This window comes from Phycisphaerae bacterium, assembly GCA_035384605.1.
Lineage (GTDB): Bacteria > Planctomycetota > Phycisphaerae > UBA1845 > PWPN01 > JAUCQB01.
Genome location: DAOOIV010000014.1, coordinates 50,550 through 74,889 on the forward strand (window position 1 = coordinate 50,550; position 24,340 = coordinate 74,889).

The 24,340-nt window shown below is 62.5% G+C and carries 15 protein-coding genes; 3 read left to right on the plus strand and 12 right to left on the minus strand.

Annotation, left to right across the window (positions count from 1 at the left end; all coding sequences use genetic code 11):
- The first annotated feature begins 8 nt into the window (after window positions 1-8).
- Complete coding sequence (locus tag PLL20_05695; GenBank protein HPD29467.1) at window positions 9-4,160, plus strand: PQQ-binding-like beta-propeller repeat protein; 4,152 nt, start codon at window positions 9-11, stop codon at window positions 4,158-4,160.
- Between the two features lie 23 nt (window positions 4,161-4,183).
- Here the strand turns inward: PLL20_05695 and serA are convergent, their stop codons facing one another.
- The 5 genes from serA to PLL20_05720 all read right to left on the minus strand — a co-directional run bounded on the left by serA (window position 4,184) and on the right by PLL20_05720 (window position 12,501).
- A complete protein-coding gene (gene serA, locus PLL20_05700) occupies window positions 4,184-5,767 on the minus strand; it encodes a phosphoglycerate dehydrogenase (protein ID HPD29468.1) in 1,584 nt (527 codons plus the stop codon).
- A gap of 347 nt (window positions 5,768-6,114) precedes the next feature.
- Entirely contained in the window at window positions 6,115-8,322 is a 2,208-nt protein-coding gene (locus PLL20_05705; protein HPD29469.1) for a GreA/GreB family elongation factor, read from the minus strand.
- 257 nt (window positions 8,323-8,579) lie between these two features.
- Complete coding sequence (locus PLL20_05710) at window positions 8,580-9,242, minus strand: TrkA family potassium uptake protein (GenBank protein ID HPD29470.1); 663 nt, start codon at window positions 9,240-9,242, stop codon at window positions 8,580-8,582.
- Window positions 9,243-9,252: 10 nt separating this feature from the next.
- Window positions 9,253-10,623, minus strand: coding sequence for a potassium transporter TrkG (locus PLL20_05715; protein ID HPD29471.1), 1,371 nt, complete (start codon window positions 10,621-10,623; stop codon window positions 9,253-9,255).
- Between the two features lie 111 nt (window positions 10,624-10,734).
- On the minus strand, window positions 10,735-12,501 hold the full coding sequence (locus tag PLL20_05720) for a peptidylprolyl isomerase (protein ID HPD29472.1): 1,767 nt from the start codon (window positions 12,499-12,501) through the stop codon (window positions 10,735-10,737).
- A gap of 133 nt (window positions 12,502-12,634) precedes the next feature.
- Between PLL20_05720 and folK the strand changes: the two genes are divergently transcribed.
- Complete coding sequence (folK, locus tag PLL20_05725) at window positions 12,635-13,201, plus strand: 2-amino-4-hydroxy-6-hydroxymethyldihydropteridine diphosphokinase (protein ID HPD29473.1); 567 nt, start codon at window positions 12,635-12,637, stop codon at window positions 13,199-13,201.
- Between the two features lie 327 nt (window positions 13,202-13,528).
- On the opposite strand, the gene ruvB is transcribed toward folK, so the two are convergent.
- From ruvB to PLL20_05755, 6 genes are all read right to left on the minus strand, one after another.
- A complete protein-coding gene (gene ruvB / locus PLL20_05730; protein ID HPD29474.1) occupies window positions 13,529-14,584 on the minus strand; it encodes a Holliday junction branch migration DNA helicase RuvB in 1,056 nt (351 codons plus the stop codon).
- Window positions 14,585-14,590: 6 nt separating this feature from the next.
- Window positions 14,591-15,226, minus strand: coding sequence for a helix-hairpin-helix domain-containing protein (locus PLL20_05735; GenBank protein HPD29475.1), 636 nt, complete (start codon window positions 15,224-15,226; stop codon window positions 14,591-14,593).
- Between the two features lie 8 nt (window positions 15,227-15,234).
- Window positions 15,235-15,777, minus strand: coding sequence for a crossover junction endodeoxyribonuclease RuvC (locus PLL20_05740; GenBank protein HPD29476.1), 543 nt, complete (start codon window positions 15,775-15,777; stop codon window positions 15,235-15,237).
- Between the two features lie 222 nt (window positions 15,778-15,999).
- Window positions 16,000-17,511 carry a cysteine--tRNA ligase gene (cysS, locus tag PLL20_05745; GenBank protein HPD29477.1) on the minus strand — a complete coding sequence of 504 codons (1,512 nt, stop codon included), beginning with the start codon at window positions 17,509-17,511 and terminating at the stop codon, window positions 16,000-16,002.
- Between the two features lie 238 nt (window positions 17,512-17,749).
- Entirely contained in the window at window positions 17,750-18,250 is a 501-nt protein-coding gene (gene ispF, locus PLL20_05750) for a 2-C-methyl-D-erythritol 2,4-cyclodiphosphate synthase (protein HPD29478.1), read from the minus strand.
- Between the two features lie 263 nt (window positions 18,251-18,513).
- Complete coding sequence (locus PLL20_05755) at window positions 18,514-19,899, minus strand: Gfo/Idh/MocA family oxidoreductase (GenBank protein HPD29479.1); 1,386 nt, start codon at window positions 19,897-19,899, stop codon at window positions 18,514-18,516.
- A 548-nt stretch (window positions 19,900-20,447) separates the two neighbouring features.
- On the opposite strand from PLL20_05755, the gene PLL20_05760 reads away from it, so the two are divergent.
- Complete coding sequence (locus tag PLL20_05760) at window positions 20,448-22,310, plus strand: type IV toxin-antitoxin system AbiEi family antitoxin (protein HPD29480.1); 1,863 nt, start codon at window positions 20,448-20,450, stop codon at window positions 22,308-22,310.
- A gap of 531 nt (window positions 22,311-22,841) precedes the next feature.
- On the opposite strand, the gene PLL20_05765 is transcribed toward PLL20_05760, so the two are convergent.
- Window positions 22,842-24,340 (minus strand): GNAT family N-acetyltransferase (locus tag PLL20_05765; protein ID HPD29481.1); only part of this gene is annotated, 1,499 nt, incomplete at its 5' end.

Consider the following 24,340-nt stretch of genomic DNA (forward strand, 5'->3'; position numbering starts at 1 on the left):
ATGCGGTTATGTGGCTGCCCGGCAGGCGGATGATGACGAAGCTGTCGGCGAGAACATGGACGAGTCGGCTCCTCGTCATTTGGGTGTTGATTACCGCGGCGGGCGCCTCCGGGCAACCCGCGGCTTCGACATCGTCGCCGACGGACGCCCAGCAAGATTCGCGCTTCTCTGAGCTGATCAGGAGTGCCGATCGCTACCACGAGTCTCAAGCCTGTCACCTTGAGGCGGAGGCCCTTGAGAAAGCTCTTCAGATGCTGCCGCCGCGCCACGCACAGAGGAGGGAACTGGCCCGGCGACTGGCGGCCGTTTGCCGGTCGGGCATGGGACACTATGCCCGAGCAGAGCGTTGGCTGCAGACTCTTGCGGATGAGTTGCGGCCTCTGCCCCAGGGCATCGATGCCCTCTTCGATCTGGCTGACGCGTACTTCAACCACGGCCGATTGAATGAGGCCTTGTCGGTCTATCGCGAAATCCTCAAACGCATTGTGCCTCCGGAGCCTCCTTACGACGTCGATGACCGCTGCTGGAAAGCCTGGCGCGGTGAGGATCTGTGCGAGTCCCCCCTGGGCAGCGATCCTTTGTTCCCTTCCGACGCTTCGGTCAGCGGGCAGGTCTTTCGCATATCAAACCTTGCACCCAAGGGGTCGTGGGAGGACATCCGAAGATTGCTGGATGAAAACCTGCGATTGCGATTGATGATCCGGCCGGGCCAGGAAGCCGAGGTTTGGACTTCGCTTCGCGCGGAGGCACGAAAGGCAATCAGCAGGCTGCCGGATGACGCAATGCGGAGACTCGTGGCCGCTTATGAACGCAGGCTCGCGGAGCTGGCCGGCGGCAATGACTGGCGGTCGGCCGTTGAGTTCCGGCTCTCACATCCCATTCCGCAACTGGAGGGCGTGCTCGACGCAGCGATTGGCGACAAACTTCTTGACCTCGGCCAACCTGCCCTCGCATCAATCTATTACGGCCGAGCAGTGCAAGCAGCGGGACAAAACGCCGAGCCCATCCTGCTCGCCCGCGAGCTGTTCAGTCGCATACAATCAGGCGAAACCATACCGCTCGACAATGTTCCGGAAATCCGGGTTGGAATCGGCGGGCAGGAGCGAACCCTGAGGCAATGGGTCGAGCATTGGCAGCCGAGGATCTCGCCGGCGCCGTTGTCAAAGCCGGTTCTCGACATCGGTCGGGGGGTCATGACGCGCGTACCGATGCTCAGGGCCACGTGTCCCCTGCTCCAATGGCAGGCGCGGTGGCGCGCGCGGAACTGGGACGACGTCTACCCTTATCTCGACGAGTTCGTCCCCTGTATCGCCGCCGGTTCACCTCGGCGTCTCCTGATCAACATGGGGGACGCCATAGAGGCCGTGGACCTCACGGACGGTCGGATTGTTTGGAGCTTCCTGCCGCCCGAAGAAAACCCGATGCCTCAGCCTGGGCAGGAGTTTCAGGCCCGGGATGCCTACGTTATGTGCGGCAAGAGCAAAACTGCCGTCGTCAACGGCGGCCGAGTGTTCTGCCATCTCCTCTGGGGGCATCACGATACACCGCGAGATGCCGGGGCCCTGTTTGCACTCCGAGAATCGGACGGGGCGATGATCTGGAGCAGTCTGTACGTGCCGCAGCTCGCTGGTATTCAGTTTGCCGCTGATCCGGCCGTCTACCGGGGCGTTGTGGTGGCCGTGGCATGGCGGCCTCGATCGGTCATGCCCATGTTCTTCGTCGTGGGCATGTCCGCCGAGACGGGCGAGGTGCTCTGGCTCAACCACCTGTACAGCGGCGGCTCGATGGTGGCGTATGACAACGAACAGTTCCTTGATCTGCCGACCGCGTGCGGCCCGCCGGTGATTGCCGATGGCGTGGCTTACCTGACCACAGGCGCGGGTGTCGTCGCGGCGGTCGATGTGCTTGACGGAACCACGCTTTGGGCAACCGCGTACCCGCGAGCCCGGGCGATTAACCGGGAGGAATGGGCGGTGCGCATGGCGACCAGCCGGCCGCCCGGCGTCGTTGCGGTCTTCCGTGACGTGGTCTTGTTCGCACCGGTCGACGCGCACCTGCTGCTGGCCGTCGAGCGTTCCACAGGCCGGATTCGTTATATGCATCGGTCGGTGGATCTGCGGGCCATAGCTGCAGCCGACGCCGAGCGGGCCTATGTAGTTGAGGGCACGACGGTGCGCGCCGTTCGTCCCGCCGATGGCCGGACTGTGTGGGAGACGCAACTCGTCACTTCCGGACTTGTCGGCCTGCCTACGCTTGCCGACCGGGGACTCTTGTGTCCCACATGGGAAACACTGTATCTGCTGGATCCAGCCAACGGAGGCATTCTGGCCGAGCGAGATTGGGATCGCGCCCAGGCGTGCGGATATGTGCGCGATTTCGGCGATTGCATGGTTGGAACGTCACAGGTCGGTATCCACATCATCGCTGATCGCAGGCTGGATGACACCGGCGATCGCTGGCTTTCTCCGGAATACGAGCATGAACCACCGGAGTTGAATGTCCGTTCGCGGGCGGGCAACTGGTTGCGGTGGGCGATGCCGGGAATGGTGAATCGGGGCGATTTTGTCCTGAGCGACAGCGATCCGAGTCATTTTCTCTGCCGGTCGGAGTTGCTGCAGATGCGGGATATCGATCCGGTTCCGACGCTGCAATGGGAGCGGCTTTCGCCGTTGCCGTGGGACGGCCGGGTCGCATTCAGTCCCGACTGGGTGGCGGTCTGGAACATAGGGGAGGTCTATGTCCTGGAAGCAGCCACCGGGCGATCGGTGTGGGAGGATCGCCCGCTCGTCCGCCTCGGCCGGCCGATCAGCAGGGTGCTCATCCTGGGGAAGGAGGTGCGTGTACTGCTCGGGGCGGGGAAAGACCGGGGAACTGTTCCCCTGTATGTGTCGTTTGATGGCCGGAGCGGCAGGGACATTGTGCCTTCCACCGGGGTGGATGCACTCTGGTCGGAAAGGCCTGACACTGGAAGGCGGGTCATACCCGACGGGCCGGAACGGCTCATAGAGGCTCACGCCGACGGGTATCGTTACGAGTTCCGTGACAACCGCCTTCGAGCGATCGACCTTTGGGACACGCGCGAGCAATGGGGGAGCCCGACAATCATAGACGACGTCCGCTTCATTGCGCCTCTGTCCGGCGGCGTGTTGGCTTTGACGCAGGCGAGGCTGGAAGGCCATATCCGCTTTCGCGACATGGCTCATATCCAGGTTTTTGACCGTCACGACGGGGAACGGATCAATGCTTTCAGACTCTTCAAACGATGGCAGCATCAGTTTGAACACTGTGACGACCGCGTCATGATCTGGGACATCAATTTCCTCTATTGCGTGCAACCTCCCATTGCGGCTGCGCATGGCGGGGAGCAGGTCACGATCCGCCAGTCGCGACCCGACCCTGACGCGATTGCCGCTCTCCGGCTGGCAAGGGACCTCGAGACGCCTCCCCAAGTAAGCATCGGTACCTTGCAGAGGCCTCCGCATGTGGATGCAGAGTTCTCCGAATGGTCGACGGTGGAACCTGTCGAACTCCGCGACGTGATGGACTGGCGGCCCGATTTCGTTCACCGCAGCCGATGGAAGAGCCGTTTTTATGGCGGCGGCGACGACCTGTCGGCCAAGGTGCGCCTGGCATGGGCGGGTGATTCGTTGTGCATAGCGGCCGACGTGACCGATGATGCGCACGTTACCACTGCCTGCCCCGGTTTGTGGAGGTTCGACAGCATCACATTGCAAATCAGCGAAGGAGGCAGCGAGGATGTAGATCCTCTGATGCTCACCGTCGGCAGCGTCAACGGCATCGTGCGGCTTGAAATGAGCAGTCCGGTCATGATGCTGGCCGCTTCCGACCCGCCCGGGACGGAGCGGCATTGCGAGCCGGGCATTCGTCGCTTCGCGCTGTCTCGGCCGGGTGCAGCGGGTGCAGGGGGACCTGAGGCAACGCTGTATGTGGAGGCGGCGGTGCAGAGGGACGACTTCTCACGACGCACTCGATACGAAATCGCGATGCCGAGGCAGTTGCTTCGTTATGGGCCCGAGTCGTACTGGGATCTGCTGATCAACGATAACGACGGCCAGGGCCGCGAGGGCGCTTTGCAGCTCGCCTCTTCAATCTGGAGCATCGAGGAATCGCAAGCGGCCTGCCTGCGCGGCGGGCGCTGACCCGGACTGTCTTCCGTATTCCCTCAGATCTGTATCTTGCGCGCCATCGTGATGTGCTCCTGCCGGCGGATTTCCTCGACGACATCATCACCGACGTTTCTGCGGACGCGGATCAGGAACATCGACCTCTTGCGCTCCTTGCTGTGCGAAAACTCAAAGCTGTCGATCTGGATCTTGTGCTTGTCCAGCAGCGATGAGATCCCACTGACCACACCCAACCGGTCCTTGCTACGGATGGCCAGGAAGGTGCCCTCGGGCTCCACCTCGAACTCGAAGCCGTCCACGAGGCTGATTCTCGGATGCGGACCGCTGAAGACCACGCCGCCGATGTTGAACTCTCGATCCTGGCCCTTGAAGCCGTATCGGACTTCACTCTCGTAGTCGGTGAAGCCCGGATCACAGATCGCCTCCACCTTAAGGCCGATGCTTCGTGCTCGGTCCTCGGCATTGACGTAGCTGACGTAATCGAGCGAGTTTTTCAAGAAGCCTTTCAGGAACGCCAGCCGCAGCAGCGTGCAGTCGTGCCGGGCGATGCTGCCCCGGTAGGTGATCTGGAGTCGTTCCGGAACCCAGTCCATGAACTGAGCAGCAAAGGTGCCCAGTCGCTCGGCCAGGACCGTATACGAGGTCATGATGTCGCCCCCCTCCAACATCCGAATCTGGGGCATGTTCACCGGGTAATCGACGATCCCGCCTCGCAGGGCGCGCGGTACCTGCACGGCGATGCTCTCGGCCACGCGAATCTGGGCCTCGGTCGTCGAAGCCCCGATGTGCGGAGACATCACCACGTTCGGCAGATCGCGGAAAGGATTCTCGTCGGGCGGCTCGCGCTCCCACGTGTCAATGCCGGCCCCGGCCACGTGACCGGACTTCAGGGCATCCAGCAGCGCCGACTCGGTGACGATGCCGCCGCGGGCCGCGTTGATGATGACCACGCCTTTCTTCATTCGGGCGATCTGCTCGCGCCCGATCATTCCGGTCGTTTCCCGGGTCTTCGGTGTGTGCACCGTGATAATGTCCGACTCGCGGATCAATCTGTCGAGATCCGCCTTCTCGGCCTCGTGCCGCTCGAAGACCTCGTCGGCGATATAAGGGTCATACGCCAGAACGCGCATCTCGAAACCGCGAGCAAACCGGGCGACGCGGTGTCCGACGTTGCCCAAGCCGATGATCCCGATGGTCTTGCCCATCAGCTCCACGCCCTGAAAGCGATGGCGGTCCCAGCCCAGGTGCTGCATCGTCGCGTGGGCCTCGGTCAACTTGCGGGTGACGGCCAGCAGCAGTGCGATGGTCAGCTCGGCCGCTGAGTTCGTGTTCTTGCCGGGCGTATTGACCACCAGAATGCCCTTCCTGGTCGCATACTCAACGTCGACATTGGTCACACCGACGGCGGCAACCGCGATGACCTTCAGCTCCTTGGCGGCGTCGATCAGCTCTCTCTTCACCGGCGTTTCCGATCGTACGATGATGCAGTGGTAAGGGGCGATGATCTGAAGGATCTCGCCGATGGGCATATCGGGATGGAAATCCACCTGCAGGTCAGGCTCTTTCGAAAGCCTCTCAACGCCGTTTGAGTGAATCTTGCCGGTGATCAGAACACGGTACATGCTGCCTTACCTCTCGGTCGCACGTAGCGACAAAACTCCGGGCCGGCCGTCTCGCTTCGAGTCAATTGCTGAACCCCGCGCCGAAATCTTCGACACTGGGCGAGGCATTCTAACGGAAAGGTCGCGGTGCTGTCGCCGCCCGATCCGGCCATGGTTGCATTCTGGAATGTGTGCAAAACGGTAGCGCGTGGTCGCAGCCTTGCGAAGTCCCGCGGACGAAACAGGGCCCAGACCTGCCGGCCCTGGCTGATGCCCGCATCGGCCTCGGAGCAACCTCAGATCGGCGGCCGGCCCGTGGCAACCACTGCCGGCCGCTTGTCGTGCAAACACGTCGCACGGGGTGCACGTCATGGGGCTTGGCCTTCAAGCGCGTTCGTGATGGCCTCGATTCGATAGTTTCCGGGGCCGTTGCCCAGATCCAGCTCAACCGTGTCACCCACGCGAAGGCCGCGCAGCTTCATGCACACCGGTGCCTGGTAGTTGAAGATTCCTCGCTCAACGTCGGCCTCCCAAGGCCCGAGGATGCTCATCTCCCGCCGGTCGTTTCCGTCGACGGCCTGCAGCGTGACTCGCGTTCCGATGCCGACCTCTTCGGTTGATATGTCATTGACCGTCAGCAGACGCCCGATGGCCAGTTCGTTTTGTATTCGCATGACGCGAGCCTGCAGGAGGTCGCGTTCCTCAAGTGCGAACTTGTACTCGGAATTCTCGCTGAGATCGCCCCGCGCGGCCGCCTCGCCGATGGCCTTGGCGTTCTCGGGGATCTTGACCAGGCGTAGATGATTCAGCTCCTCCTCGCGTTTTTTCATTCCGGCCTGCGTGCAGTAGATCGTATTCTCGTCCGTCCATGGGTCGACCCTCTTCTTCGGCGAGATCAGCTCCGGATGGGTGTGAACGATGATCTTGAGAAGATCGGCGTGGACCACCTCGCCCAGACCGTCAAGCCGGTCGATGGTGCGGTGCACGGTCGAAGCGAGTTTCGGTTCCATCTCGGAAATGACCTTCCGAAAACGTGCATACTTGGCGGCGCTCAAGGCCGCGCGGATCTCGCTCCTGGCGTGTCTGAGCACTTCGGCGGAGGTCGTTTCGGAGCGCGTCAGGTTGCCCAGGTGGTCCAGCAGCCGCAGCAGAATCTCGCGCAATGGCATGGCCTCAGGTATTTCCACCGCCGGTCCTCGCCATAGCCAACAAACGGCGTCCAGGTGTCGGGTGAAGTCGCTGGGAATCTGCCGGACCGCCTGTTCGAGGAGGTCCTGGCGACCGGCCTCGATCAGTGATTGGGCGATCACGTCGCAGGCTTCCCGGTGGGCCGGCGGCAGGAGCCGGGCGAAGATCTCGGGCCAATCCTGGGGTCGGGCCTGTCTGACCAGAGCAACGGCCCGCAAGTAGAGCGGGTGCTCCTCGATCGTGCCGAGCAGAGCCACGGGATCCAAAGCTCCGGACAGAATCGCCTTCGCCGGTCCGGCATCCCGCTCGGCAAGGCTTGCTTGCTCGGCCAGCCGGTCGAGAACCAGTGCCTCGGCCAGCGCCTCGGCGGGGGCTCTCTCGCGCACCAGATCGATCCGCGTTTGCAGGTCGGCCTGAAAACGTGCGATGATCCCGGCGTCGGGATCCACCTGTCGGTTCCTGGCTTCTCGAAAGTACGCATCCACGACGGCCATACGTTGATGCGGCGTTTCCGCGGCTGTCCATTGCGGGAGCACCTCGTCCTCAAGTGTCTGCCCCTTGGCGTGATAGGTCAGGATGGTCCTCGCTTTGCCTTCGACCACGATGTTCGGGCATTTCTTGAGGTCGGTCTTGGCCTTGCTCCACCACTTCTTCCAGTCCCGCTCCGGAATGAAACGAGGGCTGAGCAGATGGGCGAGTTCATCCGAGTCAATCCGGCCGCGATGGCTTCGCAAGATGCCGAGAACCAGGCTCGTCGGATCGTTGTCGATCATGTTGCGAATCCCATCGGGATCCATCTGGAGTAGAACGCGGAAATCATTGGGTTCGGCCGGATCATAGGCCAGGGCCAGCGCGTCCGCATCCATGGTCTGTTCTCCGTGGTCGGTGCGGATGGTGTACAGCCAGGCCTTCGCGTCCGCCGCAGTCACCTTTGCGGCATGCTCGTCGGACCGCGAGACGAGGAAATCGCCAACCTTCACGTTCAAGCAGATATCCAGCGTGCGGAGGGCGCGGCGGACCGATTTGCCGCCGCTTAAGCCGGACATGTCGATGAGGTTCCCAATCTCCGGCCGATCGGCGTACACTCTCTGATAGAGCTCCACCGCCGCCTCGCGCAGATCATCACTGTCATCGCAGCGGACGATCATTTCCCTGACAAGATCCAGCAGCTCCCGGGGCTCGGACCGCTCCTGCTTGGTCTCCAGCCACATCCAGGCCAGTGCGCCGGCCTGCTGGCCTTTGCCGTTGCGAGTGAGAACCGCCAGGGCTTCGAGCATTTCTTCGCGATCCTCGCTGCCGGATTCAAGCATGTCCATCCAGAGGTTTTCGAGAGCCTGAATCTCGTTGCGGTTGGCCAGATCAGTCAGTTTTGGCGACAAACTCGTCATAAATGCCCTGCTCCCAATACGTTGCGGCGACGGGTCCCGCGAATCTCCAGGAGACCGTCGTAAGTACTTTCTCCTCCGTCGGCAATCATATCATGGGTTATTCGCGGACTGCTGTCCAGCAGCCCAACGCGAAGCGCCCTGACCAACTTTGACTGGCGGTGCGTTTTACCCTGCCGGCTTCCGGCTTGGTCATCATGTTGAGTCCGCGGCGCTTGGGCACGCCCCACAGGACTTGCACGCGATGAAAAGCAAGCGGATCAGGACTCGCCGGCCTTGCTGAACGCCTCGATATCGGCTTCCTTGCCGATCATCACCAGGGTGTTGCCGCTTTGCAGGGTCTTGTCGGCCGGCGGCATGAACTCAGGCTCAGTCCCTTTGCTCTTCCTGATGGCGATAACCAGGACGTTGTATTGCCTTCTGACGTGAAGCTGGGCGAGGGTCTGGCCGACAAACCTCGGCGGTACGCCGATCTCCACGACGCGATATTCTCGGGAAAGCGGCAGGTAGTCGAGCAGGTCCGGATTGACGATGCGGTGGGCCATTCGTTCCGCCGTTTCCTGCTCCGGGAAGATCACATCCGTGGCTCCGACGGCCTTGAGAATCACCGCGTGGTCTTTGCTTGACGCCTTGGCGTGGATTCGCTTCACTCCGATCTGTTTGAGATGCAGCGTGGCGAGGATGCTGGCCTCCAGATGCTCGCCGAGACTGACGACGGCTTCATCCGTGTCCTTGTTGACGACCGACTCGAGGGCTTCGAAGCTGCGGCTGTCGAGGACGACGGCCTGCTGGACGTCATCGCGTATCGCCGCGACCTGTCTTTCGGACATGTCGGCGGCAAGAACGTCGCAGCCCATTCTCGCCAGCGTCCTGGCAAGATGGCTGCCAAACTGTCCAAGTCCGATGACGCACACTTGTTTCATGGTCAACCTCCTAGCCGATCATCAGCCGCTCTTCGGCGAGCCGGACTGCCTCGGGCTTGTGCTCCATCACAACCAGAGCCGCTGTCAGCGGACCCAGCCGACCGACGAACATGGTCAGGATGATCCAGAGCTTGCCGACGATCGTCAAGGAGGGGGTGATGCCCGTTGACAACCCGACGGTGCCGAAGGCCGAGATCTGCTCGAACAGAATCTGCTCGAGACGGATGTTCGGATCCCGCATTTCGGTGATCGCCAGCACCATAAGCCCGACAAGGTTGAAAACGGACGCGGTGGCGATCAGCAGCCCCGTTCGGCGGACCAGGTCTACCGGTATCCGTCGGCCGCCGATGGTCACGTCCTCCCGACTGCGCAGTCGTGCTCTCAGCCGCGCGGCCCAGATGGCCAGAGACGTGGTCTTGACCCCGCCGGCGCAGGATCCCGGTGAGCCGCCCACAAACATGAGGAACACCAGCCAGAGCAAAGCCGGCACCGGAGACTGATTGAGGTCCACGGTGTTGAAACCTGCCGTGCGGGCGCTGATGGATTGGAAGAGGCAGTGCCCGGCCTGGGCAAGCAGGCCGGGCTCGGAAGCCGCCAGCCCCAGCAGGTGCAGGACAATCGCGCCACCGAAAATCAGGACCAGCGAGGTTGCCAGTACGACGCGGGTGTTGAGTGACCAGACCATCGGACGAGGTTTATTCCTTAGTCTCTTCCACGCACGGCCGGCTAGTTCAAGTATGACGGTGTGGCCGAGGCCCCCGCAGATAATGAGCAGGGCGATGGTGGAGAGGATACCCATGTTGCCGGCCACATCCTGCATATTGCCGCTGAAGGTCGAGAACCCTGCGTTGCAGAAGGCCGAAATGGCGTGAAAGACGGCCATAAAGGCCCCTTCGCCGGAACTCATTCCTGCAGGACGCGTGCAGAAGATGACCAAGGCGCCGGCAGCTTCAGTCAAAAACGTGGTCGACAGAATCCATGCGAGGTTCTGTCGTAAGTGCACGGCCGCGCTCTTCTGATAGAAGGCGTCGTGCAAAGCCGCCTGAGATCGAAAGGAAATCTTCTGGCCGGCAATCTGCATGATGAGGGCCGCGAAAGACATGATCCCCAGCCCGCCGAACTGGATCAGGAGCATAATGACCACTTGTCCGAAGCGGCTGTAGTCCTGACCCGTGTCAACGACGACCAGGCCGGTGACGCAGACGGCCGATGTGGAGGTGAACAGCGCGTCGAGCGGGCTGACTTGCGTCTTCCCGTGGGAGACCGGCAGGCTCAGCAGAATAGTGCCGCACAGGATCAGCCCCGCAAAGGTGCCCGCCAGGAAACGTTCCGGACTGTCGAGGAGCCGGCTGAAGAGAATAAGACCAGGTGGTCTGAGCATGGTGGTTTCCGCCCCGTGGCGCAGCAGGCGCTTTGCCCCGTGGCGTTCCAGAAATAGCATGATCCCACCTCGGCGGCAAGCCCGGCGGATCGCCGGAAGGCCGTCGGGGGATTACTCGGATGTCTCCTGCACCTCCACGACCTCGATTTCAAAACAAAGCGTGGCGTTCGGAGGAATATCCGGCGGGGATCCGGCTGCACCGTAGCCCAGCTCAGGCGGAATGATCAGCACACGAGTGCCGCCGACTCGCATGTCATAGTTCGTCAGGCCTTCCTGCCACCCCAGGATCAGGTCGGTCAAGGTGAAGGTTGCCGGATTGGTCTTGGTTTCGCCGCTGGAATCGAATATCTCGCCGTTTTCGTCGGTCAGACGACCGGTGTAATAGACCTTGATGGTGGAATCTGCTGTCACCGCCGGGCCGGTACCGATCGCAATGTCTTTGTACTGCAAGCCGCTTGCCGTGGTCACGAACTGAGGGGCGGGCGGACGCGCTTCAATCGTCGCGGACGTGATCACGACATCCTCGACGGGCACGTCATCAAATGGGTTGCCGTTGGGATCCTCCCGCGTTTCGGTTGCTCCTCGGGCGATGTCGTCCGCAACGTTCATGCCTTCGACGACTCGGCCGAAAACGGCGTATCCGCTGCGGGGATTGTCCAGGTTGGTGTTGTCGACCAGGTTGATGAAGAACTGCGAGGTCGCCGAGTTGAGATCGCTGGTGCGGGCCATGGAGATGGTGCCCCGGCGGTTGGGACGCGAGGGGTCGAACTCATTGACGATTGGGGCTCGCAACCCGCTTGGCTGCGTCAGATCGGGCAGATAGCCGCCGCCCTGGTCAACAAAACCGGCGATGACGCGGTGGAAAATGGTGCCGTTGTAGAAACCGCTCTGCACGTAAGTGAGGAAATTTGCCACCGTAATCGGGGCGCCCTCCTCATACATTTCAAGTACGATGTCGCCCTTGGTCGTGACCAGGCGGACATTGGGCTCGCTCACGATGGTCACCTTCACCGTGTCACTGTCGCTTTCCCCATCCTCGTCGGTCACCGTGAGTTCGAACGTGTACGTGCCCGTGGCTCCCGGCCGGAACTTGGCCTGTCCGGTGTTCACGCTCGTTAGTGTTACCGACGCCCCCCCGGTTTGGGCCCACGCGTACGTCAGCTTCTTGTCGTACAGAGACTCGCTTCCGCTTCCGTCCAGCACGACGTCCTGATTCAACAAGCCGACCAGATCAGGGCCCGCATCGGCGTCGACGCCGGCGCCAACGTAAGCGTCATTGATGATGATGTCCTCCTGGGGAACGTGGGAGAGCAACTCCGGCGGGTCGTCGTTGGTGTTGCGGGTCCCGGTGGGGGCGTTCCCGATGGCGTCGGCCACGCTCATGCCGCCCGTGTCGACGACGCGGCCGATGACGGTGTAGTCCACCGGTTCGCCCGAGCCCGGCGTATAGTCGAGTTCCGTGTTGTCGGCAAGGTTAATCAGAAACTGCGGGACACCTTCGCTGAACTCGCGAGTCGGCCCATACAAGGAAACTCGTCCGCGCGTGTTGCGAAGACCGTTGGAGGAATCGTTCACCAGCGGCTTCTTGACGTTGCGATCCATGTTCGCGTAGTACTGTCCGCCCACAATCCACTTACCTTGCCGGACGTCGTGGAAAATGGTGTTGTTGTAGTAGCCCGCGTCGACCAGCTCCTTGAACGTTGTCGCGGCCGACGTGTGGTTTGTGAACAGTTCGATGGTCAGGCTGCCGCGCGTAGTAACCAGCTTGACCCGAGGCAGGGTGAGCGGCTCCGGTTTGTCGGGACCGTCCTGCTGCGTACACATCTGTCCAAGTGTCAAGGCGGCCAGAACGCAGATGAAGTATGGATGGCGGGTCATTGTATCTCCTCTTGAGTCAAGAAGACCTCTGGCAAAACGCGTATTATAATAGGCGTCAACCGATGTTCCCAAGCGCGGGGGGCGGGCAGGTGGGAGGCGCAAGGCCTTCACTGGTCGGGAGTTGTCGAGACGGGTGCCGATCTCGGGACCGACCGTCCAGCAGGCGACCGGGGACGCGATCGAGGCTGCAAGCGTGTCGCACGTGGCGTATATCGGGCTTGGGGCCAATCTCAGGGATCGCCGGGCGAACATCCTGGCCGCAACCGACTTGCTGCGCCAGGCACCGAGAGTTGCCAGCGTCAGTCTGAGTTCGCTGTACGAGACCGAGCCGGCAGGGGGACCGGCCGGCCAGGGGATGTATCTCAACGCGGCCGCCCGCGTGGAGACCGATCTGGATGCGAGCGCCCTGCTGGCGGTGCTTCTGGACATCGAGGCTCGGCTCGGACGACAACGGTCTGAGAAGTGGGGCCCGCGGACGATCGACCTGGATCTTCTGCTCTTCGACGATCAGGTCATCGATACGCCCGCACTGACTATTCCCCATCCCCGCATGCACGAGCGACGCTTCGTGCTCGAACCGCTGGCCGAGATCGGCGGCAACGCCGTCCATCCCGTTCTGCGGTTGACCATCCAGCAACTGCTGGATCGGCTGCCGGAGCAGGTGCTGAAGCGAGACGGTCCAGCCTCCCCGCTTCGGTAAGTGACCGGGGCATGTGCGAAGCTTGACCCGAGGCAACGCCCACACGGTCCGTGCCTGAGGCGGACCGCCCTTTCGCGGGCCGCAGCCCAAGGCCACTGCCATCCGGAAACATGCGCAAGCTGCACACACGTCCGGCCGTAAGGTCTGACAGGATAGGCCTGGAGTACGTTATATCAGGCACAGCTTTGGAGCGTCGTTACCACCTGCCCGGTCGAATCTTCATCTTCCAGGCGCTTTCGGAGGTTTTTCCCGCTGACGGGGCAGGGGGGCAGCAACCGCCCGGCCTTTACGCTGGCCGCAACAGCCAATGCCGGTCAGGACGGCCGTTTACTCCGCTTCGTCAAAAAGCGTCTCATGAATTTCCTCGGCCGCGGCGGCCGAAGGAGTGAAGGGCAGGCCCAGATGATCGTACGCCGCCTTGGTGGCCGAGCGACCTTGGCGCGTTCGGATGACGAACCCGATCTGGAGTAAGTAGGGCTCGACGACGTCTTCCAGCGTATCGCGCTCCTGTCCGAGCGTGGCGGCCAGGGCCTCGATCCCCGCCGGCCCGCCCCCGTAAGTCTTGATCAGCGAGTTCAGAAACGAACGGTCGAGCTCGTCAAGACCGAGGTGGTCAACCTGCAATAAGCTCAAAGCCTTTTCCACGACCGCTGCAGTCAGCTTGCCGTCGGCCCGAACCTGGGCGTAGTCGCGGGTCCGCTTGAGCAGGCGGTTGGCGACTCGCGGCGTTCCGCGGGCCCGGGCGGCGATGCGGGCCAACGCCTCTTCCTCCGCCTCGATCTTGAGTTTGCGCGCGGATCGCCGCAGCACCTCGGCCAGGTCTTCCCTCGTGTAGAACTCGAAGTGGAATTGGATGCCGAAGCGGTCGCGCATCGGGGCCGTGAGCAGGCCCGAGCGAGTGGTCGCGCCAATGAGCGTGAACGGCCGAAGGGCAATGTTGACCGTCCGGCCGCCGATCCCGCTATCTATGGTGAAATCAACCCGGAAATCCTCCATCGCCGCGTAGAGAAACTCCTCGACCGACCGATTGAGGCGGTGAATCTCGTCAATGAACAGCACGTCGCCTCGCTTCATCTCCGTCAGCCAATGCATCAGGTCGCCGGCCTTGTTGATCGCCGGGCCGCTGGTGATGCGGATGGTCGCGCCCAGCTCGCGAGCGATGACTTGCGCGAACGTCGTCTTGCCCAGACCCGGCGGCCCGGCCAGCAGCACGTGCTCGAGAGGCTCCTGACGCTTGGTCGCCGCCTCCAGCGCGATACGAAGCTGCTCGACGATCTTCTGCTGGCCGACGATCTCGTCGAGACGCTCGGGGCGAAGCGATTCGTTGAACCGCTCCTCATCCATGCTCATCGAAGTTGTGCTGATGACGCGCTCACGGGCCATGCTCGATCAACCCTCGCTGCTTCGAATGCGGTAAGCCAGATGGATCCACTCGTCGGGCGGGTGCTCGCCGGGGTGAAGCTGCGCCGCCCTGGCCAGCCACCGCTGAGCATCGGCCCGCCGCTCGCCAAGGGCGATCATCACCTCCATGGCGTCGCGCTGCTCGGGTGGCCAGCTTTCCGCGGATATGGCCGCAGACTCAAGCTCGGTCGCTGCGGCCGCGAATTCCGTCACTTTGCCCTTTAGCTCCGCGATGATCTGATCCGCCGCCCGCTTGCCGATCCCCGGCAGCCTGGCCAGGCTGCGGGCGTCGGATGACTCGATCGCCGAGGCCACCGCCGCCACGGGCTGAGACAGCGCCTTGAGGGCCTTGCGGACGCCGATGCCCTTCACGGTGATGAAGCGCTCGAAGAAGGCCCGATCTTCCGGGTGCAGGAACCCGACCAGCCGGGGAATCAGGTTGCCGCCTGCGGCGCTACCCTCGAGGTACTCCATCATATGTAGGGTCCGCTCCTGGCCCTGGCAGGCAGCCAATTCCGCCGCCGCATAGCCGCAGATCAGCACCTCATACCCGACCCCGTCTCGTTCGATGACCATGTATCCTTCATGCACTTCCGAGATGGTGCCGGTCATTCGTACGATCATCGACGGCCTCAGTGAGATAGAAGCTGGTCGTTGTTGCTTGGTGGCACACGAGCCGGCTGCCGTATCACGCACGCGGCACACAGGGCGATCGCCAAGGCGTCGGCGACGTCGGGCGGCTCAGGTATCCGGTGGAGTTTGAGCAGATCAGTAACCGCTCGTTGCATCTGGTCCTTAGTGGCCCGACCGTTGCCCGTGACGTGGCGCTTCACGCTCGTGGCCGGCAGATGGATGACGCGGATATCGCGCTGGGCCGCCTCCAGCAGGATGACGCCCCGCGCATGCGCCATCAGAATGGCCGTTCGCGGCCGGCTGTAGTGTGAGTAGATCTCCTCCACGGCCACCAGCTCCACCCGATGGTCATCCAGCACCTCGGCAAAGCCGGTTGCCAGCTCGGCCAGCCTCAGGGATAGGGCTTCGCTCCGGCTGCAGCGGACCACGCCTGCATCAAGAACGCGTACCGTGTCTTCCTCGTCATCAACCAGGATGACGCCGTATCCGGTCTGCCGCAGACCCGGGTCGACTCCGCAGATGATCTGTGTGGTCGCAGACAACGTATGCCCTTTCGGTAGGCCGCCAGTCCCCCAGGCCCCTGGACTTCTAGACTCTCGGACGCTTGGGTTGTCACGCCCTCAGCGGATGCCCCGCGGCTTGAGCCGTCGAGAGCGCCGCTTTTGTCAGCCGGTTTGCCTCCCCGCCGCTGGCGCGCGAGAATATCCGCCGCTAGGCAAACCCGCCAACAGACTGACAGTCTAAAGGCCCAAGGGCCTAAATGTCTAAGCGCCCTTTCGCCACGTCGTTCCGTCCGGACGATCCTCGAGCTTGATGCTCAACGCCGCCAACCGGTCGCGGATGATGTCGGCCAAGGCAAACTGCTTGGCCTTGCGGGCCTCAGCGCGGACGGTAATCAGTATCTGCATCAATTCATCGACCATCGTGTCGCCGGCTGATACGGGCACGGCCGGGCGCTTCTCGAACAACCCCAGGATTTTGCCGAGGGCTCGGAGCGTTTGCACGGCCTGCATGGCCATCTGCTTGGTTTCAGGGTCGCCGCCCGAATCGAGTTTCTCCGTGTCGATGAATCGGTTGACGGCCGTCGCCAGGTCAAACATGACACCCGTCGCCGCACCAGTGTTGAAGTCGTCGTCCATCGCCTCGATGAAGCGGTCGCGATGTTCCTGGCACTGCTTCACGAAGGCCCGGGCCGACGCGCTCTTCGTCTCCGGAGAAGTAGCCTCGAGGCCTGGTCCCCCGGCGTAAGGATCGCTCCCCGTGATCCGCTGGATGCGATCGAAGAGCCGATAGAACGTGTCGAGCCCCTTCTTCTTGGCGGCCAGCTCCTCATCCGAAAACTCGATCGGGCGCCGGTAATGGGTGCTGAGTACGAAGAACCGGAGCATCTCTCCCGAGTGCTTCGAGAGGAGATTGGTCAGGGTCAACTGATCCATCAGCCGGCGCATCTCCGGATCCGACTTGCTGATCTTCTTGGTGTTGAACCGCGTCAGGCCGTTGTGCATCCAGTAACGGACGAACGGCTTGTCGAAGCAGGTCTCCGACTGGGCGATCTCGTTTTCATGATGGGGGAACATCAAGTCCATGCCACCACCATGGATGTCGAACGATTCGCCCAGAATCTTGGCGCTCATCGCCGAGCACTCGATGTGCCAGCCGGGCCGGCCCTTGCCCCACGGCGAGTCGAACTGCACCTCCGGCGGTTCGCCCGGTTTGGTGGCTTTCCACAACGCAAAGTCGCCCGGATTACGCTTCTCGCCGCTCGCCAGTTCGCGTCCGCCTGCCTGTTGGTCTTCCGGACGCCGCCGCGTCAGCTTGCCGTAGTCCGCGTCCTTGGAAACGTCGAAATACACGTCACCGCCCGACACATAGGCTGCCCCTTTATCGATCAGCCGCCGGCACATGGCAATGATGTCAGCGATAGTCTCGCTGGCCTTGGGCATGTGGTCGATGCCGGTGACGTTAAGTTGCCGCAGGGCGTCAAGATAGCTGGCGGTGACGCGTTCGGCGAGCTCCATCACTCCGCACCCCTGGGCTTTGGCTTCGTCGATGAGCTTGTCATCGACGTCCGTGATGTTCACAACCCACGTGACCTCGTAGCCCTTGAATTGAAGGTACCGCTTGACCGTATCGAAGATGATCGGTCCGACCGCGTGTCCGATGTGACTCGGCTTGTAGACCGTCGGTCCGCAGACGTACATCCCAACCTTGCCGGGCTGAACCGGTTCAAACGGCTCCTTACTCTGCGTCAGCGTGTTGAAGACTCTCAATGGCATAGCAGGTGTGCTCTCGAATACCGATCGTTCGTTACCGCGGCGGCTCGCCCCTCGCTTGAGCCGGCGGGTTCATCCCGCCGGTTTTTCCGCGTTCCTTAACGACCGAGGGGATCAACCCCTCGGCTCGTCAAGATTGTCCTGACGAGCCGGCGGGTTCATCCCGCCGGTTTTTCCGCGTTCCTTAAAGACCGAGGGGATCAACCCCTCGGCTCGTCAAGATCGCGGTCAGAGACCGCTTCTACGTTCTCCTCAGCCCAACAACAACAGTGCAGGCAATGGCCTCCCCCCGGCCGACAGCATCGACGCCTTCGTTGGTCTTGGCCTTGATGCTCACCGCCTCTGGCACCAGGCCCAGCAGCCGGGCGACCTCTTCCCGGATTGCTTTCTTGTGAGGCCCCAATTTGGGCCGTTCGGCGTGAATGATCGCATCCACGTTCACGGGCACGAAACCGCGATCGGCCACCAAGGCTAAGGCTCGCTCCAGGAGTCGGGCGCTGTCAATTCCTCTGTAGGCCGCATCCGTGTCCGGGAACAGTTCGCCGATGTCCGGCAGGCCTGCCGCCCCAAGCAGGGCGTCGATAACGGCGTGGAGCAGGACATCGCCGTCGCTGTGCCCGACCGGTCCTTGGTCAAACTCGATGGGCACATGGCCGAGAACCAGCCGACGGCCGGCCTTCAGCCGGTGAAGGTCCGTTCCAATCCCCACGCGGTCAATCCCGGTCGCTGCCTGATCGTTCAAATGGCCATAACCTACGGTCAGTTCAGGCCGGAATCAAGCTGCAAGCCCCCTTGTTGGCAGAATGTTCGGTCGTCTCTCCAGCCCGGGTTGGCACGGCCAGGGGTGCTGCGATGCCGATGGAAGGCCTGCCACTCTGATCCTGCGCGGCTATCCTGGCAGCCGGCCGGTGACCCGACGCTGAGACGCTATCCGCCCGCTCGGGTGGTTGGCCCGGCCATCAGCGAAACTCGAATACCGTCGATTCTATCGGGGCGGGATCGGCTTCAGGCCTTCAGCCACGAGTCGATGTTCGCCAGGGTCCAGGGCTCGCGCTGCTTGCGGCTGAGCATGGCATTGGCCTCGGCGTCGCCGATGAACTCTTCGGCCTGCGGGTCCCACTTGAGCTTGCGACCGAGCAGCATGGCGATGTTGCCGATGTGAGCGATGCTGATCGTCCGGTGGCCTGTCTCGGCGGGGGCGTAGCACGGCTTGCGAGACTTGACGCAGTCGATGAAGTTGCGGTGCTCGCCGCCTTTCATTCCTTCCGTCCGGGGTACCACCTCGCTCGGGCGGTACAAGCGGATCTCGTTCGGGCCAATCTTCGATGCCAGGATCTTCGGGTCGCCGGCCTGCAACGGGGCGCGCCAGCCCTCAAAGCCGATCCAACCGTCGGTGCCTTCAAACCGGATACCCGGTCCCTTGCTGACCACGTTTAAGGTCACGCCGTTGGCGTATCGGTAGCGGAGGTCGAATTCCTCGGCCGTGTTGAACAGGGCGTCGCGAGGCGGAAACTTCCCGGTGCCTTCGACCTCGATCGGGCCGGTATTCTCGGTGCCGTTGCCCCACTGGGCCAGGTCGATCATGTGGGCGCCCCAGTCGGTCAGACGGCCGCCGGAATAAGCCAGGTTCCACCGGAAGCTGCCGTGGCAACGGGCCGGGCAGTAAGGTGCTTCCGGCGCCTGTCCCTGCCACATTTCGTAGTTGAAGCCCTTGGGCGGCGGCTGCACCTGGCGGTCGTTGAAGTTCTCGCCGCGGGTCTCGTTGCCTGCAGGCAGGGAAACGCGAATGTGTCGTAGCTTCCCGATCCGGCCGTTGCGGACCAGCTCGCACATGTGAATGTAGCTGTCGATCGAGCGGTTCTCCGAGGCGGTCTGGAAGATACGGCCGGTCTGCTTGATGACCTCGCACAGCGCCTTGCCCTCGGCCACGGTCAACGTCAGTGGTTTCTCACAGATGACGTCTTTACCGGCCTTGGCAGCCATGATAGCCGGGATCACATGCCAGTGGTCGGGCGTACAATTGGCGATCACGTCAATGTCTTTACGGTTGATCAGCTCGCGGAAATCGCCGTAGGTCGCACAAGCTTTGTAGTTGTCGCGGCCCAGCGACTCAGCGTAGTGCTCATCGACGCGGGCCTTGCCTGTCAGGCAGCGCGCCTCGTCAACGTCGCAGACGGCAATAACCTGCGCATCGCTGTAGCGGAAGATCTGCACCAGGTTCCAGTCGACGCCGTGCGGCCCGCAGCCGATCAGTCCGTAGATGATCCGGTTGCTCGGAGCCGTCGTCCCATCCTTGCCGAGGGCCGAAGCACGCACGAAGTAAGGCGCGGCCAGACCCGCCGCCGCCCGCCTGATCAAACCTCGACGACTGATCGCTCGATCTGATGACATCTCCAGACTCCTCACGCGACTGGTAGGGCGGCCCTTCCGCCAATAGAGGCGTATCATACCCAATCTGAGGAGGATGTCGCTCGGCGCGAACCGGCCCGGATGGCGACCGCAAACCGCCTCGCCTCCTCCGCCGAGAGCCGAGACCTGATCGAAGGATCAGTTGCGTTTCCCGGGAAAACTGAGAGGGCGGCATACAGGGCAAGCCCTTCTCCGACGCTTTTAAGATGTCATTTCCGTCCGCACACAAAGCCTTGGTTTTGCAGCGGCCTGCAAAACCCAATTGATTCTATCGTAACCGATTGTGCACAAAAGATTTGCGACGATCTCAAAGAGTGGCTCGAGGTTGCATTTGTGCGGCTCCACGAGTCGGGCGCTGCCTTGGCCGACGGGCTGAAACGTCGGAGCAGATGCCCTCACGAACACGGGTTGCGATCGGGGGCGTCGCCCCGCTCAGCCGCCGGGGATGAGCAGGAGAACGGCACATTGGATATCAGGGCTTGGTTTACTCAAATACGTGTGTTGAATGCGCCGTCAACCGGTTGATTTTAATGATGATGGTCACCGAGAACGACATCCTGGAACGGCTTGGCGATCTCTTGGCTGAACTGGCCGGCCTGCCGGTGAAGCCTGTCCGGCAGGGGGAGAAAGCCGATCTTCGGCTGCGCCTCGGGTCGCACCTGCTGGCCGTGGAGGTCAAGACCAATTCCCGAGCGGGCGTGGTTGCACAGGCGGCCGAGAACGCTCGCCAAGCCGCCGACAGCGGGAAGCCGACGGCGATTCCGTTGGTGGCGGTCCCGTTCATGGGCGAGGTTGGCCGCGAGATATGCCGGGAATGTGGTGTGAGTTACGTGGACATGTCCGGGAACGGGGATATCAACGCACCCGGTCTACGCATTCATGTCGCCGGTAAGCCTAACCTGTTCGTGCAGCAGGGTCGACCGTCTTCCGTGTTCGCACCCAAGAGTTCGCGGCTGGCCCGCATTTTGCTTGCCGAGCCGAAGCGATGGTGGCGTCAGGCAGAACTTGCCAGCGCGGGACAACTCGGGGCCGGTTATGTGAGCCGAATCTGCCGCCGCCTGGAAGAAGACCACCTGATCGAACGCGACTCTGAGGGCAGCGTACGGCCGCGCGATCCGAACCTGCTGCTGGAAGCATGGCAGGCTCAGTATGACCTGCGTCGCCACGACATCCGCCAAGGCCATGTCGCGGCCCGATCAGGAGAAGAACTCGCACGGCAGGTTGCCGAGGCGTGCCGGGGACTCGGCTTCGATTACGCGCTGACTGGCCTGGCCGCGGCTTGGTTGCTGGCTCCGTTCGCAGGATTCCGATTGGTCACGGTCTACCTTCGCAAGTCACCGAACGACAAGCTTCTCCAGCGGCTCAAGTGGCACGAGGAAAAGCAGGGGGCGAACCTCTGGCTGATCCGGCCCAATGACGAGGGTGTGTTCCACGGCGCCCAGAACGTCAAGAGCACGGTGTGTGTGAGCCCCGTCCAGGCCCTATCTGGATCTGCGCAACCTGCCGGAACGGGCCGAGGAAGCGGCAGAGCATCTTCGGAAGGAGCGGCTGAACTGGTAGTGAGCAAAGAACGACGCGTGGCCGCCGATTGTGCGCCCGGCTGCAGCGAGCTTGCCCGCCGCACTTGCCTCGAAGTGGCAACCCTGCTTGGCGACTTTTGCGAACAGATGTGTGTCGTCGGCGGCTTGGCGCCGTCCTTGATCATCGATCAGGCCCACCGGGGGGCGGGCGTCGAAGAACACATCGGGACAATCGAGCTGGACCTGGACCTGTCCATCGCGGTGTTGGACGACCAGTTGTACAAAGAGATTGCCGGACGGCTGCGGGACGCGGACTTCAGCCCGGATAAGAACCCGGCCGGCAAGCCGACCACCCAACGCTGGGTATCCAGGCAAGGCGTCACCGTCGATTTCCTGATTCCGCCATCGTCCAGTGCAGACCGCGGAGGACGCCTGCGCAACCTGGAGGAAGGCTTCGCCGCAATCATCACCCCCGCATTGGACCTGGCCTTTCAAGATGTGCCGATGGTCGAGCTTGCCGGCACGTTGCCGAGCGGGGGCGCGGCGGTGCGAACGATTCAAGTTTGCGGACCGGGCGCGTTCATCGTGCTGAAGGCCCTGGCGTTCGACAAGCGCGGCAAACCCAAAGATGCCTACGACCTTTACTACGTACCGCGCAATCACCCGGACAGTGTCGAACGTATCGGTCAACGGATTCGCGGCTTCGCAGATCGATCCGAGGTCCGCGACGCGGCGTCGGTGCTCCGGTGGGACTTTGCACGTGTTGATGCCGTGGGACCCACTCGCGTAGCAGAGTCTCTGGGCGGTCCGGATGATACCCTGCAAGCCGATGTCGCGGGCTTCATCCGCAGCCTGCTCGAAAGCTTGACTTGAGGGCTGGCAAGTGCCCGGTCCGCCGGCAACGAAAGGCGAAGTCATTGCACTTCCTTGCATTGGCCCGCGAATGCAAACCGAGCCATGAAACAGAGAGCAAATGGAGACAGAATGCGCTTTCGGGACCCGCGTTTTCCCGTGCGTGAAGGCCGGCGTTATGCCGGATGACTGCCGGTGGCAGGGTGCAACGCGCACCGCGTCATGCACTTGGGGGGCTTCGGAGCAGATTGTGCCGGCAGGTTCAAGCCTCCTGGTCTCATCGGAAACCAAGATGGGGCCGTGTGATGGTTTGGAGGGGTGGCGGTCAGTGCGTACTTGAGTCAGAGGTTGGTACCGGGGCAGGCGAATTCGGCGGCGTCGAGGTGCGCCGGCAAATACTGAACGGCCCGGTTTGAGCACGGGTTGGCCGGAGCGCGCAATCGCAGAGGTCAATGGAAACCGTCGATCCCCTCAAGGAGGAATCCGACCAACGGCCGAGATCAGGGGGCCTGAAGCCGCTTCGGGACGCGGAAGAGCGCCGCGGGTCGGGGCCTATGTCCCTTCCCTTCGAGTGTCCTTCCCGGCCCCCGGCACGGCCATTTCCACGCGGACTACGCCACCTTCGGTTGAGGTATGCACCACCAGCCCCGAGCGGTGGAAGATCTTGAGCATGCCGCTGTTCTCGGCCAGCACGTCGGCTCCGAACTTGCGGATGCCCGCGTCGCGAGCGATCTCCACCAATCGATTAAACAAGAGCGTCCCAAGCCCCTGTCGCTGCCAGTTGTCCTGAACGACAAAAGCGAATTCGGCGCTGGTCTTGGCCGCGTCCGTCATGTAGCGGCCGACACCGACGATCTCTTCGTGTCCGGGCGGACCGACGACCGCCACAAGGGCCATTTCGGTCTCATAGTCTACGTTGCAGAAAACCTGCAGCTTGTTGTGCGGCATCGACTTGAGCGAACCGTGATAACGAAGATAAACGGTCTTCTCGCTGAACGAATAGAACATCTCCTTCATCAGCGGTTCGTCGTCGGGCTTGATCGGGCGAAGCAGAACCTCCTGCCCATTGCGAAGCGTGTACGTCTTTTCCAGATGGTCCGGGTACTCGTGCCGGGCAGGCGGCATGATCTGGTTCGGATAGACCAGCCGGCGACGTTTCGCCGCGTGCAGCAGCTCGGCCCGAAAGTCCGGGTGCGCGATGTTGATCAGGGCCATCGCACGCTCCCGCATGGTCTTGCCGTGCAGATACGCCACGCCGTATTCCGTGACCACGTAGTGAATATCGCCGCGAGTGGTCACCACGCCTGCGCCTTCGTGCAGGCACGGAACGATTCGTGAACAGATACCCTCCGCCGATCGGGCCGTGCTCGGCATCGCGATGATCGGCTTGCCGTTCTTGGCCAGGGCCGCGCCCCGCATGAAGTCCGCGTGGCCGCCCATGCCGCTGTAGAGCTTCTGTCCGAGTGAGTCGGCACATACCTGTCCGGTCAGATCGATTTCCAGCGCCGCATTGATGGCCACCATGTTGTCGTGCTGGGAGATGATGAACGGATGGTTGGTGTAGTCCGACGGGTGCATCTCGATCTGCGGGTTGTTGTTCAGAAACTCGAACAACTCGCGGCTGCCCGCGGCGAAGCTGCCCACCGTTTTGCCCCGATGGATCGTCTTGTACTTGCCCGTGATGTTGCCGCTCCGGATAAGCTTCAGTACCCCGTCCGAGAACATCTCCGTGTGAATGCCGAGATCGTTCTTGTCCGTCAGGTGAGCCAGCACGGCATCCGGCATGCGCCCGATGCCCAGTTGCAACGTCGCACCGTCCGGAATCAGCCGGGCGATGTGGTCGGCGATCTCTTCCGTCACGTCATCGGATTGAGCGACCGGCCACTCCAGCAACGGTTCATCGTATTCCACCAGGAAGTCGATCTGGTCGGCGTGGATAAAGCAGTCGCCGAGGGTTCGGGGCATGTGCTTGTTCACCTGAGCGATGACCAGCTTGGCCGATTCGGCGGCCGCCTTGGCCCCCGCCTGGGACGCGCTCGCCACTTCCTCCA

What these genes read in the sequence shown, in the direction of transcription:
- PLL20_05695 (HPD29467.1), top strand. Translation starts at nt 9, where the DNA reads ATGTGGCTGCCCGGCAGGCGGATGATGACGAAGCTGTCGGCGAGAACA.
- serA (HPD29468.1), bottom strand. Translation starts at nt 5,767, where the DNA reads ATGTACCGTGTTCTGATCACCGGCAAGATTCACTCAAACGGCGTTGAG.
- PLL20_05705 (HPD29469.1), bottom strand. Translation starts at nt 8,322, where the DNA reads ATGACGAGTTTGTCGCCAAAACTGACTGATCTGGCCAACCGCAACGAG.
- PLL20_05710 (HPD29470.1), bottom strand. Translation starts at nt 9,242, where the DNA reads ATGAAACAAGTGTGCGTCATCGGACTTGGACAGTTTGGCAGCCATCTT.
- PLL20_05715 (HPD29471.1), bottom strand. Translation starts at nt 10,623, where the DNA reads ATGCTCAGACCACCTGGTCTTATTCTCTTCAGCCGGCTCCTCGACAGT.
- PLL20_05720 (HPD29472.1), bottom strand. Translation starts at nt 12,501, where the DNA reads ATGACCCGCCATCCATACTTCATCTGCGTTCTGGCCGCCTTGACACTT.
- ruvB (HPD29474.1), bottom strand. Translation starts at nt 14,584, where the DNA reads ATGGCCCGTGAGCGCGTCATCAGCACAACTTCGATGAGCATGGATGAG.
- PLL20_05735 (HPD29475.1), bottom strand. Translation starts at nt 15,226, where the DNA reads ATGATCGTACGAATGACCGGCACCATCTCGGAAGTGCATGAAGGATAC.
- cysS (HPD29477.1), bottom strand. Translation starts at nt 17,511, where the DNA reads ATGCCATTGAGAGTCTTCAACACGCTGACGCAGAGTAAGGAGCCGTTT.
- PLL20_05755 (HPD29479.1), bottom strand. Translation starts at nt 19,899, where the DNA reads ATGTCATCAGATCGAGCGATCAGTCGTCGAGGTTTGATCAGGCGGGCG.
- PLL20_05760 (HPD29480.1), top strand. Translation starts at nt 20,448, where the DNA reads ATGATGATGGTCACCGAGAACGACATCCTGGAACGGCTTGGCGATCTC.